Origin of the sequence: Streptomyces sp. NBC_01233 (assembly GCF_035989305.1) — a bacterium.
In the GTDB taxonomy this organism is placed as follows: Bacteria; Actinomycetota; Actinomycetes; order Streptomycetales; family Streptomycetaceae; genus Streptomyces.
Genome location: NZ_CP108514.1, coordinates 7,707,441 through 7,726,117 on the forward strand (window position 1 = coordinate 7,707,441; position 18,677 = coordinate 7,726,117).

20 protein-coding genes are annotated in these 18,677 nt (G+C 71.1%); 15 read left to right on the forward strand and 5 right to left on the reverse strand.

Annotation, left to right across the window (positions count from 1 at the left end; all coding sequences use genetic code 11):
* Positions 1 to 221: 221 nt before the first annotated feature.
* The 4 genes from allB (at position 222) to OG332_RS36045 (ending at position 3,684) form a co-directional block, all read left to right on the forward strand.
* On the forward strand, positions 222 to 1,565 hold the full coding sequence (gene allB, locus OG332_RS36030) for an allantoinase AllB (RefSeq protein WP_327417390.1): 1,344 nt from the start codon (positions 222 to 224) through the stop codon (positions 1,563 to 1,565).
* Positions 1,566 to 1,567: 2 nt separating this feature from the next.
* Positions 1,568 to 2,680: an allantoicase gene (gene alc / locus OG332_RS36035; RefSeq protein ID WP_327417391.1), complete on the forward strand. Its 1,113-nt coding sequence runs from the start codon at positions 1,568 to 1,570 to the stop codon at positions 2,678 to 2,680.
* 186 nt (positions 2,681 to 2,866) lie between these two features.
* Positions 2,867 to 3,343 carry a pyridoxamine 5'-phosphate oxidase family protein gene (locus OG332_RS36040; RefSeq protein WP_327417392.1) on the forward strand — a complete coding sequence of 159 codons (477 nt, stop codon included), beginning with the start codon at positions 2,867 to 2,869 and terminating at the stop codon, positions 3,341 to 3,343.
* 152 nt (positions 3,344 to 3,495) lie between these two features.
* Positions 3,496 to 3,684 (forward strand): hypothetical protein, encoded by a 189-nt coding sequence (locus tag OG332_RS36045; protein WP_327417393.1) that lies wholly within the window; start codon positions 3,496 to 3,498, stop codon positions 3,682 to 3,684.
* 20 nt (positions 3,685 to 3,704) lie between these two features.
* Here OG332_RS36045 and OG332_RS36050 read toward each other — a convergent pair whose 3' ends face one another.
* A complete protein-coding gene (locus OG332_RS36050; protein ID WP_327417394.1) occupies positions 3,705 to 4,436 on the reverse strand; it encodes an SDR family oxidoreductase in 732 nt (243 codons plus the stop codon).
* A gap of 184 nt (positions 4,437 to 4,620) precedes the next feature.
* Here OG332_RS36050 and OG332_RS36055 point away from each other — a divergent pair, with 184 nt between their 5' ends.
* Complete coding sequence (locus tag OG332_RS36055; protein ID WP_327417395.1) at positions 4,621 to 5,235, forward strand: dihydrofolate reductase family protein; 615 nt, start codon at positions 4,621 to 4,623, stop codon at positions 5,233 to 5,235.
* A gap of 27 nt (positions 5,236 to 5,262) precedes the next feature.
* Here the strand turns inward: OG332_RS36055 and OG332_RS36060 are convergent, their stop codons facing one another.
* Positions 5,263 to 5,385 (reverse strand): hypothetical protein, encoded by a 123-nt coding sequence (locus OG332_RS36060; protein ID WP_327417396.1) that lies wholly within the window; start codon positions 5,383 to 5,385, stop codon positions 5,263 to 5,265.
* A 382-nt stretch (positions 5,386 to 5,767) separates the two neighbouring features.
* Between OG332_RS36060 and OG332_RS36065 the strand changes: the two genes are divergently transcribed.
* Entirely contained in the window at positions 5,768 to 6,733 is a 966-nt protein-coding gene (locus OG332_RS36065; protein ID WP_327417397.1) for a DMT family transporter, read from the forward strand.
* A gap of 33 nt (positions 6,734 to 6,766) precedes the next feature.
* Here OG332_RS36065 and OG332_RS36070 read toward each other — a convergent pair whose 3' ends face one another.
* A complete protein-coding gene (locus OG332_RS36070; protein ID WP_327417398.1) occupies positions 6,767 to 7,780 on the reverse strand; it encodes a Gfo/Idh/MocA family protein in 1,014 nt (337 codons plus the stop codon).
* A 195-nt stretch (positions 7,781 to 7,975) separates the two neighbouring features.
* On the opposite strand from OG332_RS36070, the gene OG332_RS36075 reads away from it, so the two are divergent.
* The 9 genes from OG332_RS36075 (at position 7,976) to OG332_RS36115 (ending at position 15,484) form a co-directional block, all read left to right on the forward strand.
* Positions 7,976 to 8,986: a substrate-binding domain-containing protein gene (locus OG332_RS36075; RefSeq protein WP_442816259.1), complete on the forward strand. Its 1,011-nt coding sequence runs from the start codon at positions 7,976 to 7,978 to the stop codon at positions 8,984 to 8,986.
* Positions 8,983 to 10,017, forward strand: coding sequence for an ABC transporter permease (locus OG332_RS36080; protein WP_327417399.1), 1,035 nt, complete (start codon positions 8,983 to 8,985; stop codon positions 10,015 to 10,017). The genes OG332_RS36075 and OG332_RS36080 overlap by 4 nt, the downstream gene beginning before the upstream one ends.
* Entirely contained in the window at positions 10,014 to 10,874 is an 861-nt protein-coding gene (locus OG332_RS36085; RefSeq protein WP_327417400.1) for an ATP-binding cassette domain-containing protein, read from the forward strand. Before OG332_RS36080 ends, OG332_RS36085 begins: the two co-directional genes overlap by 4 nt.
* Positions 10,871 to 12,043, forward strand: a complete 1,173-nt coding sequence (locus OG332_RS36090) for an ROK family glucokinase (RefSeq protein WP_327417401.1) — start codon at positions 10,871 to 10,873, stop codon at positions 12,041 to 12,043. Before OG332_RS36085 ends, OG332_RS36090 begins: the two co-directional genes overlap by 4 nt.
* Positions 12,040 to 12,633 carry a hypothetical protein gene (locus OG332_RS36095; protein WP_327417402.1) on the forward strand — a complete coding sequence of 198 codons (594 nt, stop codon included), beginning with the start codon at positions 12,040 to 12,042 and terminating at the stop codon, positions 12,631 to 12,633. Before OG332_RS36090 ends, OG332_RS36095 begins: the two co-directional genes overlap by 4 nt.
* A 30-nt stretch (positions 12,634 to 12,663) precedes the next feature.
* A complete protein-coding gene (locus OG332_RS36100) occupies positions 12,664 to 13,296 on the forward strand; it encodes an MBL fold metallo-hydrolase (RefSeq protein WP_327417403.1) in 633 nt (210 codons plus the stop codon).
* A 30-nt stretch (positions 13,297 to 13,326) separates the two neighbouring features.
* Positions 13,327 to 14,112, forward strand: coding sequence for an exodeoxyribonuclease III (locus OG332_RS36105; RefSeq protein ID WP_327417404.1), 786 nt, complete (start codon positions 13,327 to 13,329; stop codon positions 14,110 to 14,112).
* Positions 14,113 to 14,203: 91 nt separating this feature from the next.
* Entirely contained in the window at positions 14,204 to 14,644 is a 441-nt protein-coding gene (locus OG332_RS36110) for a DUF6278 family protein (RefSeq protein WP_327417405.1), read from the forward strand.
* 96 nt (positions 14,645 to 14,740) lie between these two features.
* Positions 14,741 to 15,484: an amino acid ABC transporter ATP-binding protein gene (locus OG332_RS36115; RefSeq protein ID WP_327417406.1), complete on the forward strand. Its 744-nt coding sequence runs from the start codon at positions 14,741 to 14,743 to the stop codon at positions 15,482 to 15,484.
* A gap of 21 nt (positions 15,485 to 15,505) precedes the next feature.
* On the opposite strand, the gene OG332_RS36120 is transcribed toward OG332_RS36115, so the two are convergent.
* Both OG332_RS36120 and OG332_RS36125 read right to left on the reverse strand, forming a co-directional pair.
* Positions 15,506 to 17,101 carry a CocE/NonD family hydrolase gene (locus tag OG332_RS36120; RefSeq protein ID WP_327417407.1) on the reverse strand — a complete coding sequence of 532 codons (1,596 nt, stop codon included), beginning with the start codon at positions 17,099 to 17,101 and terminating at the stop codon, positions 15,506 to 15,508.
* A 133-nt stretch (positions 17,102 to 17,234) separates the two neighbouring features.
* Positions 17,235 to 18,404 (reverse strand): L,D-transpeptidase, encoded by a 1,170-nt coding sequence (locus OG332_RS36125; protein WP_327419481.1) that lies wholly within the window; start codon positions 18,402 to 18,404, stop codon positions 17,235 to 17,237.
* Between the last annotated feature and the right edge of the window lie 273 nt (positions 18,405 to 18,677).

Sequence of the window (18,677 nt, forward strand, 5' to 3'; positions counted from 1 at the left end):
CCTGGTGGCGGACGTCCTCGGGAAGTTACCTGCCCGGTTCCCGGTAGTGGTAGCTACATTCTGGATAGTGAAATCCTAATTCCATCCTGTGGAAACATCCAATTGCAGTCCTGGTGTGTCAGTGGTCCGTCCGGGCGCCCTTGACTGCTCCGGGATCGCCGGGAAGACTCCGTCAACAGAACGTTGAATTTCGCTCTGTGGAAGTAGATGGGGAGGTTCCGGTGGCCGACGCGGCTGTGGAACTGGTACTGCGCTCGACGCGCGTCATCACCCCCGAGGGGACGCGTGCCGCTTCGGTGGCCGTCGCCGGCGGGAAGATCACGGCCGTGCTGGCGTACGAGGCGGAGGTACCGGCCGGAGCCCGGCTGGAGGACTTCGGCGACGACGTCCTGCTCCCCGGCCTGGTCGACACCCACGTCCACGTGAACGACCCGGGCCGCACCGAGTGGGAGGGCTTCTGGACGGCCACCCGCGCCGCGGCGGCCGGCGGCATCACCACGATCCTCGACATGCCGCTGAACTCCCTGCCGCCGACCACCACGACCGACAACCTGCGCGTCAAGCAGGAGGTCGCCCGTGCCAAGGCGCACGTGGACGTCGGCTTCTGGGGCGGCGCCCTGCCCGACAACGTCAAGGACCTGCGCCCGCTGCACGACGCCGGCGTCTACGGCTTCAAGTGCTTCCTGTCGCCCTCGGGCGTGGACGAGTTCCCCGAGCTCGACCAGGAGCAGCTGGCCACCTCCCTCGCCGAGATCACCGGCTTCGGCGGCCTGCTGATCGTGCACGCCGAGGACCCGCGCCACCTCGACGCCGCCCCGGTCGTCCCCGGCCCCAAGTACGCCGACTTCCTCGCCTCCCGCCCGCGCGACGCCGAGAACACCGCGATCGGCAACCTGATCGCCCAGGCGAAGCGGCTGAACGCGCGCGTCCACGTACTGCACCTGTCGTCCTCCGACGCGCTGCCGCTGATCGCCGCCGCCAAGGCCGAGGGCGTCAAGATCACCGTCGAGTCCTGCCCGCACTACCTCACCCTCACGGCCGAGGAAGTGCCGGACGGCGCCAGCGAGTTCAAGTGCTGCCCGCCGATCCGCGAGGCCGCCAACCAGGACCTCCTGTGGGACGCGCTCGCCGACGGCACCATCGACTGCATCGTCTCCGACCACTCGCCCTCCACCGCGGACCTGAAGACCAGCGACTTCTCCACCGCGTGGGGCGGCATCTCCTCCCTCCAGCTGGGCCTGCCCGCCATCTGGACCGAGGCGCGCCGCCGCGGCCGGACCCTGGAGGACGTGGTCCGCTGGATGTCCGCGGCCCCGGCCGCGCTGGCCGGCCTGGCGCAGAAGGGCGCGATCGAGGCCGGCCGCGACGCCGACTTCGCCGTGCTCGCCCCCGAAGAAACGTTCACTGTGGACCCGGCCGAGCTCCACCACCGCAACCAGGTCACGGCGTACGCGGGCAAGACCCTGCACGGCGTCGTGAAGTCCACCTGGCTGCGCGGTGCGCAGATCGCCGACCGCGGGACCCCGACCGAGCCCACGGGCCTCCTCCTCGAAAGGCAGAACTGACAGTGGCGATTCCTTCTTTCACCGGCAACGCGAACCCGTACGGAGGCGGCGACCCGTACGCGGACTACCGCACCGCGGACTTCCCGTTCACCCAGTACGCGAACCTCGCCGCCCGTGAGCTGGGCGCCGGCGTCATCGCTGCCAACGACGAGTTCTTCGCCCAGCGCGAGAACCTCCTCATCGCCGAGGCCGCGCACTTCGACCCCGAGCACTTCGGCCACAAGGGCAAGATCATGGACGGCTGGGAGACCCGCCGCCGCCGCGGTGTCTCCGCCACCCGGCCCTGGCCGACCGCCGAGGACCACGACTGGGCGCTCGTCCGCCTGGGCGCCCCCGGCGTCATCCGCGGCATCGTCGTCGACACCGCCCACTTCCGCGGCAACATGCCGCAGGCCGTCTCCATCGAGGGCGCCTCGGTCGACGGCGCGCCGACCCCCGAGGAGCTCCTCGGCGACGACGTGAAGTGGACCACCCTGGTCCCGCGCACGGCGGTCGGCGGCCACGCGGCCAACGGCTTCGAGGTGAGCGCCGAGCAGCGCTTCACGCACCTGCGCGTCAACCAGCACCCGGACGGCGGCATCGCCCGCCTGCGCGTCTACGGCGAGGTCCTGCCCGACCCGAAGTGGCTCGCCGCGCTCGGCTCCTTCGACGTGGTGGCCCTGGAGAACGGCGGCTCCGTCCAGGACGCCTCCAACCGCTTCTACTCCCCGCCGACCAACACCATCAACCCGGGCCGCTCCCGCAAGATGGACGACGGCTGGGAGACCGCGCGCCGCCGCGACAACGGCAACGACTGGATCCGCTACCAGCTCGTCACCGAGTCCGAGATCCGCGCCGTCGAGATCGACACCGCGTACCTCAAGGGCAACTCGGCCGGCTGGGCCTCCCTCTCCGTCAGGACGGGCGAGGAGGGCGAGTGGACGGAGTTCCTGCCGCGCACCCGCCTGCAGCCCGACACCAACCACCGCTTCGTGCTGGACGCCCCTGCGGTCGGCACGCACGTCCGGATCGACATCTTCCCGGACGGCGGCTTCTCCCGCCTGCGCCTGTACGGCTCCCTGACGGAGGCCGGCGAGGCCGCGCTGACCGCCCGCCACCAGGAGCTGGGCGGCTGACGCCACCCGTTCGACCGCCCCGGGAGCCGACACTCCCGGGGTCGGGCCCGGTCCGAGGGGGCGCACCGCGACGCGGTGCGCCCCCTCGGCATGAGCCCTCCCGTACGAACTCCCTTGCGCGTGGGGCACAGTGGGGCGCGGCGGCTCCGCCCGGGGGCCGACCGGTACGGACAGGAGCGTGCCCGCATGACGGAGCAGACCATCCAGACCATCCCCGCGCAGCCGCGCACGCACGAGGAGCGCCTCAAGGACACCCTGGCCCGCTTCGAGAACGACGTGGACGTGTGGGTGGCCACCGCCGATGCGGACGGCGTCCCCTGCATGGTCCCGCTCTCCTTCCTCCGGGACGGCGAGACCTTCCTCGTCTCCACCCAGCGGACCAACCCCACCGCCCGCAACCTGATCGCGAACGGCCGCGTCCGGCTGGCCTTCGGCGTCACCCGGGACGTGGTCCTGGTGGAGGGCACCGCGAAGACGGTGGAGGCGGCCGACCTCGCGCCGGCCGTACGGGAGGCCTTCGCGGCCCACACGGGCTTCGACCCGAGCGGTTTCGCGACGCCCTACCCGTACTTCCGGATCACGCCGGTGTGGATCCAGGCGTGGCGCGAGGTCAACGAGATGGCGGGCCGTCAGCTGATGACGGACGGCCGCTGGCTCCCCTGACCGGGCGCCGCGCCCGCCCACCAGGGCCTGCCCTGAGTTGAGCTGCGACGCCCGGCACGCCGCCGGCCTGGCATGATGCCCTGATGGAAAACGGTTTCCCGTGGGGATCCACGCCAACCGTCGATCTCTGCCTGTGGCGATCCGATGCCATCGTGCTGTTCGACTGGCTGATGAACACCGACCTGAACACCGACCTGAACGCCGTACCGATCACGCATCCGGCTCAGAAGCAGGCTCTCGCAGACCTGCTGGCGCGCCTGGAGGACGTGGACGTCGTCGAGTCCACCGCGGAAGAGGTCGCCGCAGCCCGGGAAGAGGTGGCCAGGGACATGGGCTGGTAGAGCACGCCTCAGGAGTTCCCCTACGCGGCGTGTCCGCCGTCGACGGCGAACTCCGCCCCGGTGACGTACGCCGCCCCGGGCCCGGCCAGGAAGGCCACCATGGCGGCCGCCTCGCCCGGTGTGCCGAAGCGCCCCAGGGCGGTCATCGCCGCCTGCGGCCCCGCGTGGGGCCCGTCCGCCGGGTTCATGTCGGTGTCCACCGGCCCCGGGTGAACGATGTTCGCGGTGATCCCGCGCCCGCCCAGCTCCCGGGCGAGGGCCTTCGTCAGCCCGGTCAGCGCCGACTTGCTCATCGCGTAGAGCGTTCCGCCGGGGCCCGGGACCCGCTGGGTGATGCAGCTGCCGATGGTGATGATCCGCCCGCCGCGCCCCAGTTCGGCGGCCGCGGCCTGGGTGGTGGTGAACACCCCGCGGACGTTGACCGCGAGCACCCGCTCCACGTCGGCCGCGGTCAGCGCCTCCAGCGGCCCGAGCACGCCCACGCCCGCGTTGTTGACCAGGACGTCGAGCCGCCCGAACTCCCGCACGGCCCGCCCCACCGCGAGGGCGCCGGCCCCCGGATCCCCGGCGTCGGCCCGCACCGCCAGCGCCCGCCGCCCGAGCGCCTCGACCTTGCCCGCCACCTCGGCCGCGGCCTCCTCGCTGCTCGCGTAGGTGAACACGACATCCGCGCCCTCCTCGGCCAGACGCAAGACCGTCGCGGCCCCGATCCCCCTGCTGCCACCCGTCACCAGTGCCACCTTGCCGTCCATGACGTTCCTCCCTCGATTGCCCGCCAGTTGGTTGCGAGTTCAATCAAACTCCCGGGGGGGTCGACGGCGCTGGCAGGAATCCGACCCCGCGTTCCTGCGGGGGCGTGCGTGGCGTCGCGATGAGCATGCGGGGGTCGGGGAGTCTGCACTCGTGTAGGGACGACCGAGCTAGGAGCGCAGAGCCATGGGAAAGCTGACCCTGACCACCTTCGTGACCCTCGACGGCGTGATGCAGGCACCCGGGGGGCCGGAGGAGGATCGCAGCGGCGGGTTCGAGTACGGCGGTTGGCTGGCGCCGTTCGCCGACGAGGGGATGCTGGAGTTCGTCAAGGAGGTCTTCGGGCGGACCGGGGCTTTCCTGCTCGGGCGGCGCACCTACGAGATCTTCGCCGGGTACTGGCCGCACCACGACGATCCGGCCGACCCCATCGCGGGCAACCTGAACCGGCTGCCGAAGTACGTGGCCTCCACCACGCTCAAGGATCCGGCCTGGGGCCCGGCCACCGTGCTCGACGGCGAGCACCTGCAGAGCGAGATCGTCCGGGTCAAGGACGTGCTGGAGGGGGAGCTGCAGGTGCACGGCAGCGGGCAGCTCGCGCAGTGGCTGCTGGCCCGGGACCTCGTGGACGAGCTGAACCTGCTGGTCTTCCCCGTGTTCCTGGGCGCGGGGCGGAAGCTGTTCTCGACCGGTGGGCTGCCGACCGCCTTCGAGGTGACGCAATCCCGTACGACGTCGGCCGGAACCGCCATCCACACCTACCGGCCGACGGGGCGGGCCACCTTCGGCACGGTCGGCTGAACCGGGCCGCGTAGGCCGCCGGGCCGTCTAGCGCGGGTCGAGGGCGAGCTGGACCACGCGGCCCTCGCGCAGGACCAGCAGGTCCGGGGCCTCGTGCTCGTAGTGGCGGATGCGGCCGACCGGGCCCGGCGGGCGGATGTGGGGGGCCACGACAGCAGGAAGTCCTCCAGGTCCGGGAGCTGTTCCGCGTGGATCTCCTGGCGGGCCGTCAGCGCCCAGCCGCCGTGTTCGGTCGGGGCGAATTCCCCGACGAGCACGCCCCGGACGCGCCACGCGGGTCCGCGGGCGCAGAGGAGACCGGTGTCCGGTGCCAGTTGGCGCCGGACTTCCGCGAGTACGGTGTCCGGCGTGCTGTCGAGCAGGTCGAACGCCAGGTCCAGGGCGTAGAGATCAGCCATGCATCCGATGCTACGGGCCCCGCGCGGACGGTCCGGAAACAGGTCGCCCGGCATGATCGGCTCCGGTAGCGTGCCCCCTGCACCCGTGCGAGCCGCCGAAGCCTCCACTTCTTCCGTGACGTTGGAGACCTCCGATGACCGTGATCTCGCCGGCCCTCGAAGCCGCCCCCCGCCGGGCCTGGCTCGCCGACCTTCCGGTCCTGGCCGTCGCCGTCGTCTGGGGCGGCAGCTACCTCGCCGCCAAGGGCATCACCACCTCGCACACCGTCATCGCCGTGCTCGTGCTGCGGTTCGCCCTGGTCCTGCCCGTCCTGGCGGTCGCCGGATGGTCACGGCTGCGCGCGCTGAGCGCCGCTCAGCTGCGCTCCGCCGGGCTGCTGGGACTCGTACTCGGCGGGATCTTCCTCCTGGAGACCTACGGGGTCGTCCACACCTCCGCCACCAACGCCGGGCTGATCATCAGCCTGACCATGATCTTCACCCCGCTGGCCGAGGCCGCGGTGCGGCGGCAGGCGCCCTCCACCGGATTCCTCGGGGCCGCGGCCGTCTCCGTCGTCGGCGTCGTACTGCTCACCCAGGGGGCCGGATTCACCGCGCCCGGCCTCGGTGACCTGCTCATCCTCGGCGCCGCCCTCGCCCGGACCCTGCACGTCCTGCTCATGGCCCGGATCGAAGCCGTCCAGGACGCCGACGCACTGTCCCTGACCACCGTGCAGCTCGGCGGGGCCGTACTCGTCTTCGCGCTGCTGGCCGCCGTGCCCGGGACCGGGGCGAGCCCCTGGGCCGCCGCCGCCGATTTCGGGACCGCGGAGTGGGCCGGGCTGGCCTTCCTCTCCGTCTTCTGCACCCTCTTCGCCTTCTTCGTGCAGATGTGGGCCGTGCGCCGCACCTCGCCCTCCCGGGTCAGCCTGCTGCTCGGCACCGAACCCCTGTGGGCGGCGGTCGCCGGCATCGCGATCGGCGGCGAGTACCTCGGCCCCCTCGGCTACGCGGGCGCCGCCCTGGTGCTCGCCGGCACCGCGTGGGGCCGCCGCGCCGTCGCCCCGGCCGCCTGGAGGGTGTCCGAGCACGTGTCCGGAAAACGACGCAGCCACGGGTGATCGCCGCCTTAGGGTGGCCCAATGCCCGTGCGCTTACAGAACCGGCAGGTCCGGGAGCTCCTCCAGCCGTACCCGGCGCCGCTCCCGGCGCGAGAGCTCGCAGGCCTCCGCGATCCGGAACGCCGCCAGTGCCTCCCGGCCGTCGCACGGGTTGACCCCCTCGCCCCGTACCAGGTGGACGAAAGCCGCCAGCTCGGCCTCGTACGCCGGGGCGAAACGTTCCAGGAAGCCGGTCCACGGCTTGCTCGCCGGGGGCGGGCCGTGCGGTTCGGTGGAGGCGATCGGAGTCCGGTCGTCCAGCCCCACCGAGACCTGGTCCAGCTCCCCGGCCAGCTCCATCCGCACGTCGTACCCGGCGCCGTTGCACCGCGTGCCGGTGGCCGTGACGAGGGTTCCGTCGTCCAGTGTCAGCACGGCCGCCGCCGTGTCGATGTCGCCCGCCTCCCGGAACAGGGCGGGTCCCGCGTCCGACCCGGCCGCGTACACCTCGACCACCTCGCGCCCGGTCACCCAGCGGACCATGTCGAAGTCGTGCACCAGGCAGTCCCGGTAGAGCCCGCCGGAGGTCGCCAGGTACGCGGCCGCCGGCGGCGCCGGATCGGCCGTCATCGTCCGGACGGTGTGCAGCCGCCCGAGGGCGCCCGAACGGACCAGCTCGCGGGCCGTGCCGTAGCCCGCGTCGAAGCGGCGCATGAAGCCCACCTGGAGCAGCCCGCCCGCGGCCGCGACCTCCCGCAGCGCCGCCAGGGTCCGGTTCAGGTCCGGGGCCAGCGGTTTCTCGCAGAACACCGGCAGCCCGCCGCGCACGGCCCGTACGACGAGGTCCGCGTGCGCCTCGGTCGCGGACGCGATCACCACGGCGTCCACGCCCCAGGTGAAGACCTGCTCCACGGAGGGCGCGGCGGTGGCCCCGAGCCGGTCGGCGAGGCGCGCCGCCCGCGCGGGATCGGCGTCCGCCAGCAGGAGCGAGCCGGCTTCCCGGTGGCGGGCCAGTACCGCCGCGTGGAAGGACCCGATCCGGCCCGTTCCGATCAGCCCGATGCGCATGCACTCAACCTGGCCCCGCCGGCGGAACCTGTCAATCCGCCCGCGCATGTCAACCTGCCCGTGCGTGCCCCGATGACCCTTCGTGGTCGACTGTGGCGGATACTGAGCGGCTGGACCGGAATGGAGCCGGAATGACCGGATTGGTGACCGGCTCGACGACGGACCGAATCGATGACGAGGGAAGGGCGCGGCGACGTGGCTAGGGTTCGGACAGGGGTGCGCGTCGTGGGCGCGGTGCTCGCGGCGGCACTGGGGGCCTCGCTCGCGGGCTGCAGCAGTACGGGTGGCAAGCGCGCCGAGGAGAGGGCGAAGGCCGCCGCGGCGGGCCGGCCCGCCGTCTCCACCCCGCGCTGGACCTTCGCGATGGTCACGCACGCGGGCGACGGCGACACCTTCTGGGACATCGTCCAGAAGGGCGCCAAGGAGGCCGCGGCGAAGGACAACATCAACTTCGTCTACGCCCACGACGACCAGGCTCAGCAGCAGGCGCAGTTCGTGCAGAACGCCATCGACCAGAAGGTCGACGGGATCGTCGTCAGCCTCGCCAAGCCGGAGGCGCTCAAGGACGTCATCGCCAAGGCCGTGAAGGCCGGCATCCCGGTGGTCACGGTCAATTCCGGCTCCGCCCAGTCCGCCGAGTACGGCGCGCTGACCCACATCGGCCAGGACGAGGAGATCGCCGGCGAGGCGGTCGGCACCGAGCTGAGCGAGCGCGGCCGCAAGAAGGCCGTCTGCGTCCTGCACGAGCAGGGCAACGTCGGCCACGAGCAGCGCTGCGCCGGGGCCAAGAAGACCTTCAGCGGCACGATGGAGAACCTGTACGTCGAGGGCACCAACATGCCCTCCGTCCAGGCGTCCATCCAGGCGAAGCTCCAGGCCGACCCGTCCGTCGACGCGATCGTCACCCTCGGCGCCCCCTTCGCCCCGACCGCGATCAAGGCGAAGGACGCGGCGGCCAGCAAGGCCGAGGTCGACACCTTCGACCTCAACGCGTCCGTGGCCCGGGACCTCAGGTCCGGCGCCCTCGGCTTCGCCGTCGACCAGCAGCCCTACCTCCAGGGCTACGAGGCCATCGACCTGCTCTGGCTGTACCGCTACAACGCGAACGTGCTCGGCGGCGGCCGCCCGGTGCTCACCGGACCGCAGATCGTCACCGCCGCCGAGGCCTCCAAGCTGGAGGAGTTCATCAAGCGGGGCAGCCGATGAGCACGCACGCCGCCGTCGACGAACGGCTCGCGCCGACCTCCGTGGTGCGCAAGCTGCTCGCCCGCCCGGAGCTGGGCTCGGTGGTCGGCGCCGCCGCCGTCTTCGTCTTCTTCTCCATCGTCGCGCCCAGCTTCCTGCAGGCCTCCAGCCTCAGCACGGTCCTGTACTCGGCCTCCACCATCGGGATCATGGCCGCTCCGGTGGCCCTGCTGATGATCGGCGGCGAGTTCGACCTCTCCGCCGGTGTCATGGTCACGACCTCCGCGCTGGTGAGCTCGATGTTCAGCTACCAGATGACCGCCAACGTCTGGGTCGGCGTCGCGGTGTCCCTGCTGGTCACACTGGCCATCGGCTTCTTCAACGGCTTCATGCTGACCCGCACCAAGCTGCCCAGCTTCATCATCACGCTCGGCACCTTCCTGATGCTGACCGGCCTGAACCTCGGCTTCACCAAGCTGATCAGCGGTTCGGTCTCCACCAAGACGATCGCCGACATGGAGGGCTTCTCCTCCGCGCGGGCCCTGTTCGCCTCGCAGTGGAACATCGGCTCGGTCACCCTCAAGGTCACCATCCTGTGGTGGTTCGCCATCGTCGCCGTGGCCACCTGGATCCTGCTGCGCACCCGCGCCGGCAACTGGATCTTCGCCGTGGGCGGCGGGGCCGACGCGGCCCGCGCGACCGGCGTGCCCGTCGTGAAGACCCGTATCGGCCTCTACATGGGCGTCGCCCTGTGCGCCTGGATCTCCGGACAGCACATCCTCTTCTCGTTCGACGTGGTCCAGTCGGGCGAGGGCGTCGGCAACGAGTTCCTCTACATCATCGCGGCCGTCATCGGCGGCTGCCTGATGACCGGCGGCTACGGCTCCGCCATCGGCTCGGCGGTCGGCGCCTTCATCTTCGGCATGACCAGCAACGGCATCGTCTACGCCCAGTGGAACCCGGACTGGTTCAAGTTCTTCCTCGGCGCGATGCTCCTGCTGGCCACGCTGCTCAACGCATGGGTCCGCAAGCGGGCGGAGGCACGGGCATGACCACGGCACTCGTGAAGCTGACCGACGTCAGCAAGTACTACGGCAACATCCGCGCCCTCCAGGGGGTCTCCCTGGAGGTCTCGGCGGGCGAGATCACCTGCGTCCTCGGCGACAACGGCGCCGGCAAGTCCACCCTCATCAAGATCATCGCAGGGCTGCACCGGCACGACGCGGGCACCTTCGAGATCGAGGGCGAGGAGACCGTGCTCGCCAACCCGCGCGCGGCCCTGGACCGCGGCATCGCCACCGTCTACCAGGACCTCGCCGTCGTCCCGCTCATGCCCGTGTGGCGCAACTTCTTCCTCGGCTCCGAGCCCACCAAGGGCCGCGGGCCCCTGCGCCGCCTCGACGTGGACCTCATGCGCGAGACCACCCGCGCCGAGCTGCTGCGCATGGGCATCGACCTGCGCGACGTGGACCAGCCCATCGGCACCCTGTCCGGCGGTGAGCGCCAGTGCGTGGCCATCGCCCGCGCCGTGTACTTCGGCGCCAAGGTCCTCGTCCTCGACGAGCCCACCGCGGCCCTCGGCGTGAAGCAGTCCGGCGTGGTCCTCAAGTACGTCGCCGCCGCCCGCGACGCGGGCCTGGGCGTGGTCCTGATCACCCACAACCCGCACCACGCGTACCTGGTGGGAGACCGTTTCGTGCTCCTCAAGCGCGGCACCATGGCGGGCAGCCACACCCGCGATTCGATCACGCTCGACGAGCTCACCCGGCAGATGGCGGGCGGCTCCGAGCTGGACGAACTGAGCCACGAACTGGAGCGAGTGGCAGAATCAGGGGCAGACGCCCCACCCGGCGCAGCCGACCCGGCTTCCCGCACCACCCCACCGACGAGGGACGACACGACTCGATGAGCACGTACCGGGACTTCACGCTCTCCCACCGGGGGTCGGCGCGAGGCACCGTCCTGCGGACCATCGGCACCCGTGAGCGCCGGTCGCACCTGACCGCCCCGCGCGTCCCGACCGTCGGCATCGACATCGGCGGCACCAAGGTGATGGCGGGGGTCGTCGACGCCAACGGCATCATCCTGGAGAAGATCCGCACCGAGACCCCGGACAAGTCCAAGAGCCCCAAGGTCGTCGAGGACACCATCGTCGAGCTGGTGCTCGACCTCTCCGACCGGCACGACGTGCACGCGGTCGGCATCGGGGCCGCCGGCTGGGTGGACGCCGACCGCTCCCGGGTCCTGTTCGCACCCCACCTGGCCTGGCGGGACGAGCCGCTGCGCGACGCGCTCCAGTCCCGGCTCGCCGTCCCCGTCATGGTCGACAACGACGCGAACACCGCCGCCTGGGCCGAGTGGCGCTTCGGCGCCGGACGCGGCGAGGACCACCTCGTCATGATCACGCTCGGCACCGGCATCGGCGGGGCCATCCTCGAAGGCGGCCAGGTCAAGCGCGGCCGCTACGGGGTCGCCGGCGAATTCGGCCACATGCAGGTCGTCCCCGGCGGCCACCGCTGCCCCTGCGGCAACCGGGGCTGCTGGGAGCAGTACAGCTCCGGCAACGCCCTGGTCCGCGAGGCCCGCGAGCTGGCCGCCGCCGACTCCCCGGTCGCGTACAACATCATCGCCAGGGTCGGCGGCAACGTCAACGAGATCACCGGGCCGCTCATCACCGAGCTGGCCCGCGAGGGCGACGCCATGTGCGTCGAGCTGCTCCAGGACATCGGCCAGTGGCTCGGCGTCGGCATCGCGAACCTCGCCGCCGCCCTCGACCCCTCCTGCTTCGTCATCGGCGGCGGCGTCAGCGCCGCCGACGACCTGCTGATCGGCCCCGCCCGGGACGCCTTCCGCCGCCACCTCACCGGCCGCGGCTACCGGCCGGAGGCCCGCATCGCCAAGGCCCAGCTCGGCCCCGAGGCCGGCATGGTCGGCGCCGCAGACCTCGCCCGGCTCGTCGCCCGGCGCTTCCGCCGCGCCACCCGCCGGCGGGTCGAGCGCTACGAACGGTACGAGCGCTACGCGCAGCAGCTGGGCCGACGCGACCCCGCCGTACCCGAGGACCAGGAAAAACAGTGACACCGCCCTCCCTGCCCCACCAGGCCTCCGCCCCCGACGCGGACGACACGCCCCCGCCCACCGCCGAGGACCGCAGGCACGTCGTCAAGCGCCGCTGGATCACCGCGATCATCATCCTGCTGCTGGTCGGCGTACCCGCGGGCTATCTCGCCATCTCCACCCAGCAGAGCCGCGAGAGCGGCAGGGACAAGGCCGCCCGGATCGGCGCGTCCGAGGTGCGCCCCGGCTGGCCCTCCAAGGTGCAGCGGAGCATCTACGAGGTCCCGATCCCGCCGAAGGCCTGGCGGGTCGGGTTCCTGGAGACCAACAACTGGCGCACCAGCCGGCTGTTCACCCAGTTCGCGGTGACCCCGGAGGACCTGGACGCCTTCCTCGCCGCCGTCGGCACCAGCCGGGCCGGGCTGAAGCAGGGCGAGGTCTCGGTCTCCCCGCACGACTCCGAGGTCGCCGGCTGGAGCTGGAGCCCGGAGGCCACCTGGTACGGGGCCACCGTGGAACAGCCGGACCCGCGCCCCAGCCGGGACATCACGGTGGACCTCACCGACCCCGGGAAGCCCAAGGTCTACGTGGTCTCCATGACCACCCCCTGACCGGGGCCCGTCCCCCGCTAGCCTGGGATCATGAAGCTCACCAAGCGGCTGCACTCCTGCGTCCAGTTGGAGAAGGACGGGCGCACGCTCGTCATCGACCCGGGCGCCTTCAGTGAACCGGACGCGGGCCTGGGGGCGGACGCCCTGCTGGTCACGCACGAACACCCCGACCACTTCGAGGAGGGCCGGCTGCGGGCCGCCCTCGACGCGAACCCGGCGGCCGAGCTGTGGACCCTGCGCAGCGTCGCGGAGAAGCTCGCCCCCGCCTATCCGGGCCGGGTGCACACCGTCGGCCACGGCGACGCCTTCACCGCCGCCGGGTTCGAGGTCCAGGCGCAGGGGGAACTGCACGCGGAGATCCACCCGGACATCCCGCGGGTCACGAACGTCGGCTACCTCGTGGAGGGTTCCCTCTTCCACCCCGGGGACGCCCTGACCGTGCCCGGGGTGCCGGTGGAGACCCTGATGGTCCCGGTGCACGCCCCCTGGAACAAGGTCTCCGAGGTGATCGACTACCTCCGCGAGGTCAAGCCGCGCCGGGCCCTCGACATCCACGACGCCTACCTCTCCGACATCGCCCGGCCGGTCTACGACTTCGCCCTGGACGCCCTCGGCGGCACCGACCACGGCCGACTCACCGCGGGGGACAGCACCGACCTGTGAGTGTCGGTGGCTGGAGGTAGGTTGGAACGCATGCGTATCGCCACCTTCAACGTCAACTCCATCACCGCCAGGCTGCCGCGCCTGCTGGCCTGGCTGGAGAGCTCCGGCACCGATGTCCTGTGCATCCAGGAGACCAAGTGCTCGGCGGAGCAGTTCCCGGACGCCGAGCTGCGCGAGCTGGGCTACGAATCGGCCGTCAACGCCACCGGCCGGTGGAACGGCGTGGCCCTGCTCTCCAAGGTGGGCCTGGACGACGTGGTCCTCGGGCTGCCCGGCGGGCCCGACTACGAAGGCGTCCAGGAGCCCCGCGCGATCTCCGCGACCTGCGGCGGGGTCCGGGTCTGGTCGGTGTACGTGCCCAACGGCCGCGAGGTCGAGCACGACCACTACGGCTACAAGCTGGACTGGTTCCGCTCCCTGGCCACGGCCGTCGCGCAGGACGCGGCCGGCCCGCGCCCCTTCGCGGTGCTCGGCGACTTCAACGTGGCCCCGACCGACGAGGACGTCTACGACCCGGCCGTCTTCGCGGGCCTCACCCACGTCACGCCCGCCGAGCGGGCCGCCCTGGAGGCACTGCGGGCCGCCGGGCTCTCCGACGTGCTGCCGCGCCCCCTCAAGTACGACCGCCCGTACACGTACTGGGACTACCGGCAGCTCGCCTTCCCCAAGAACCGCGGCATGCGCATCGACCTGGTGTACGGGAACGAGCCCTTCACCAAGGCCGTCACCGACGCCTACGTCGACCGCGAGGAGCGCAAGGGCAAGGGCGCGTCCGACCACGCGCCGGTCGTCGTGGACCTGGACCTCGACCGGTAGTGCCGGACGGCACCCGCCGGCCGCCATCCGGGCCGGCCGATCCAGGCGCGCCCTGTGGCCAGCGGCGGATCCTGGTGCGACGCTGGGCGGTATGAACATCCCTTTCCTGGACAACTGGCTGAACCGGCGTGAAACGGAACAGGGTGCGGGACTCGCCGCCGCCCTCGCGGACGATCCCGAGGGCGTCGCCGAGCTGTTCTCGGAGTGCGAGATGCTGCGCGTCCAGGCACGGGCGGCCGGCCTCGAACTCGACGAGAGCCAGGGCTCCTTGGAAGCCCTGGACCAGCTGATGCCGCGCTGGCGGCGGGACCCCGAGGCGGTGCCCTGGCTCGGCAACGACGCGGGTTTCTACCTCGGGACCGTGATCGTCCGGACCGTCCCGGGGGCCGGCTGGCGCGTGTGGCCCAACGGCCAGCCGGTGATCCGGCTGGCCTCGGGCCGCGAGCTGAACGTGATCGAGTCGGGGGTGTCCTGGGCGATGACCGGATCCCCCGAACTCAGCCAGGCGTACGCCGAGGCCTCCGAGGGCTGATGCCCCGGCGTGTCGGAGCGAAGTGCCCTTCCGCGGCTGGATAGTTTGCGCTGACCTCGACACACCGACACCGACACCGAGTGAGCAGGGCAGCGCATGACCGTCGATCCGTTGATCGAGCTGCGGGACGTCAACAAGCACTTCGGACAGCTGCACGTCCTGCGGGACATCAACCTCACCGTCGGCCGCGGCGAGGTGGTGGTGGTCATCGGCCCCTCCGGGTCCGGGAAGTCCACCCTGTGCCGGGCGATCAACCGGCTGGAGACCGTCGAGTCGGGCACGATCCTGCTGGACGGGGAGCCGCTGCCCGCCGAGGGCAAGGAGCTGGCCCGGCTGCGCGCCGAGGTCGGGATGGTCTTCCAGTCCTTCAACCTCTTCGCGCACAAGACCGTCCTCGCCAACGTCTCGCTCGCGCAGGTCAAGGTCCGCGGGCGCAAGAAGGGCGAGGCGGACCAGCGCTCCCGGCAGCTCCTGGACCGCGTCGGCCTCGCCGACCAGGCGGAGAAGTTCCCCGCCCAGCTTTCCGGCGGCCAGCAGCAGCGCGTGGCCATCGCCCGGGCCCTGGCCATGGACCCCAAGGCCCTGCTCTTCGACGAGCCCACCTCCGCGCTCGACCCGGAAATGATCAACGAGGTGCTGGAGGTCATGCAGCAGCTCGCGCGCGAGGGCATGACCATGGTCGTGGTCACCCACGAGATGGGCTTCGCCCGCTCCGCCGCGAACCGGGTGGTCTTCATGGCCGACGGGCGCATCATCGAGGACCGCACTCCGGAGCAGTTCTTCACCGCTCCGGAGAGCGACCGGGCCAGGGACTTCCTCTCCAAGATCCTCAAGCACTGAGGGACCGGCGGCGGCCGTCGGTCACTGCTCGCGCAGCGGTACCGAGACGTACGAGGGGTCGGAGCGCGGCGAGGAGAAGGTCAGCTGCGCCCCCGTGGGGTTGTGCTCGATGTAGAGCGGGTCGACGGTGTCGATGACGAGGGCGAGCCGGTGGCCCGCGGGCACGTCGTAGGCGGTGGAGAAGAGCTCCAGGTCCACCCCGAACGCCCGGCCCGGCGTGCGGCCGTGGAAGGTGTACGGGGCGTTGCTGACGAGCTTGCCGATGCCGAGCGGGCCGACGTCGTAGAGGTACGCGACGAAGGTGCCGTCGGCCCTGGTGGGAGTGACGGTGGTGTGCAGTGCGACGGTGCCGCGGACCCGGCGCGCGGTGTCGTAGCGCTCCGACTGCCAGACGGCGGCGAAGGCGCGGGGGAGCAGCGGTAGGGACGCGGTCGGGGGCGCCTTGACGAACTGGTCGAGGATGCTGGAGAGGAAGACGATGCCGCCGTTGGCGCCGGAGTCGACATTGGCGAAGAGGTGCTCGCTGTCGGAGAGCGCGAGCTTCTCGGTGCCGCCCGAGCCGACCGACTTCCAGTCCGCGTAGCCCTCGTAGCCGTCGTTGCTGCGGGACTTGACCTGTACCGGGGCCTCGGTGTCGACGCCGTTGCGCTCGCCCTTCAGGTAGCGGTCGAACCAGCGGTGGGCGTTGGTCCAGGTGTCGTTGGGCAGGCCGAGCAGGCCGGTGCCCTCGGCGGTTGCGTGGTCCCCGGGCCGGAACTCCAGGCGCTTGGGGCCGGTCAGCCGCTCGTAGAACTTCGCGTACTGATTGGGCGGGAAGATCGTGTCGCCCCAGGCGTTGCCGAGCATGATCGCGGTGCCGTTGGCATTGATCCGGTCCACCTGTTCGGCGGCCGAACGCTTCCTGCCCCACTCGATCATCTGCTGCTCCCGGTCCAGCCGGGACCCGAGGAAGTCGCCCAGGATCGACTGGAGTTCGGGTCCGGGGCGGCCGGTGAGGTAGCCGGCGGCGCCGAGTACCCCGGCGGCCTGGAGGTGCTGGGTGCGGCCGGAGTAGATGGACTCGATGAGGTCGGCCCAGCCGCTCATCGCGACCACGGCCTTGATGCGCGGGTCGTGGGCGGAGGCCAGCAGGCTGATGCCGGCGCCGTACGAGACGCCGCCGAGGCCGATGTGGCCCGCGTCGGCGGGGGAGTTGGCCAGGGCCCAGTCGATGACGGCGCTGACGTCGGCGATGTCCGGCGGGCCGGCCACCTCGATCTGCCCGCCGGAGAGCCAGAAGCCGCGGGAGGTGTAACTGACCACGACATAGCCGGAGTCGGCGAGCTTCCTGGCCTGGGCGATGTATTCGATCTGGGGCATGCCCCAGCTGGAGGGAAGCACGATCAGCGGGTACTTCCGGCCGCTCACGGCTCCGGCCGGGGTGAAGACGTTGCCCTTGAGGGTGATGCCGCCGGAGCCGGGGATGTCGTGGAAGCGCAGTTCCGGCGAGGCCGCCGGGGCGTCGGCGGCGACTGCCGCGACGGGGGCGGGAGCCGCCTGGGCCTGGTGGGGGGCCAGGCCCAGGGCGGCTGCCGCCAGCAGGGCTGCCACGGCTGCGGCGGTGGTGGTGCGTTCCATCAATCGCTCCTCGCGTACGCCGGGGTTGTCAAGGTGACCCGACGGTAACGGGAGGGGATTACTGGAGGTAACCCATGAGTAAGTTACGTGGTGGTAACAATTGAACGAGAGTCAGTCGGCGGGCGGTTGGCGCTCAGCCGCTCTGCGGGGTCCCGTTCGCGGCGCTCTTGGCCTTCCAGGCGTCCCAGGTCAGGTTCCACTCGCCGTATCCGTTGCCGATGTCGGCGTTGCCCTTGGAGCCCGAGCCCACGACCTCGAAGGGGTCGCCGATCTGGGACTGGGCGAAGAGGTCCCTGGCGTCGGCGTCGCTCATCCCCACGCAGCCGGAACTGCTGTTGGTGCGGCCGAAGTTGCCGGAGTTCCACGGTGCGGCGTGCGCGTACATGCCGGACCAGGTGAGCCGCATCGAGTAGTCGACCATCTTGTCGTAGGCGTCGTCCAGGCCCACCGTCTGGGAGTCCATCCGGATGGTGCCTTCCTTCGTCATGATCACCATCTTCCCCGACCAGGACGCCTTCTTGCCGCCCGGAGTGCCGGCCGAGATCGGGATCGTCTTCTGCGCCTGGCCGTCCTCGGTCACCGACATCTTCTTGGTGTCGAGACTGACCTCGATCCGGCGGTCCTTACCGATCTTGAACTCGGTGTTGTAGTCCCGGGCGAAGAGACCGCCGCCCTTGCCGGAGTCCACGCCGTTCAGGTTCATCTCGACCTTCACGTCCGTGCCGGACTTCCAGTACTCCTTCGGCCGCCAGTCGACGCGGTCGTTGCCGGAGTAGTCCTTGATCCAGCCCCAGGAGCCCTCGGTGTTGTTCGAGGTGGTGACCTTGAGCTGCTTCTCCACCTCTGCCTTGTTCGTCACCGGGTTGTCGAAGACGAGCGACACCGGCATCGCCACGCCCACCGTGCTGCCCTTGGGTATGTTGATCGAGACCTTGTTCACCTTGTCGGCGGGGCTGGTCTTGAACTGCGTGGAGGCGCTCTGGCTCTCGGTGTTCTGGGCCTCGACCTTGTACTCCGCACCGGGGGCGGCGTTGCGCTCCGAGGTCCAGGTCCTGCCGTCGTCGGCTATCTTCCCCGGCAGCTCCGCGCCCTTGGCGTCGGTCACCTTCACCTGCGCCAGCTTGCCTTCGGCGACGGTCACCGTGACGGGCTGGCCCGCCTTGACCTGATCGCCCGTGAGGTTCACCGAGACGGCCATGTCGGCCTTCGGCTTCAGCTCGGCATTGCCGTTCGCACCGCCCCCGCCATCGCTTCCGCCCGAGCAGGCGGTGAGCGCGGCGGCCAGAAGTGCGGTACCGGCCATGGCGGTGCGGCGTGTGCGGCTCAACGTAAACCCCTCCCAAGAATTAACCGTTCGCAAACCTAGATGCGAACAGGTCGACTCTAGGTTGCGCAATCCGCGGAAAATGTCGTCCCGTCGGCTGTGACATGGACCGCAGCAAAACGGTCACCGTCCGGTCACAATCGCCGCGCCGTCCGGTCATGGGCGGCTGTGAGAGTCCTGTGCATCCCGGTCCCCGGCCCCGCCACCGACGTACAGGAAGGCCGATCAGCCATGTGTGCACTGCTCGTGACC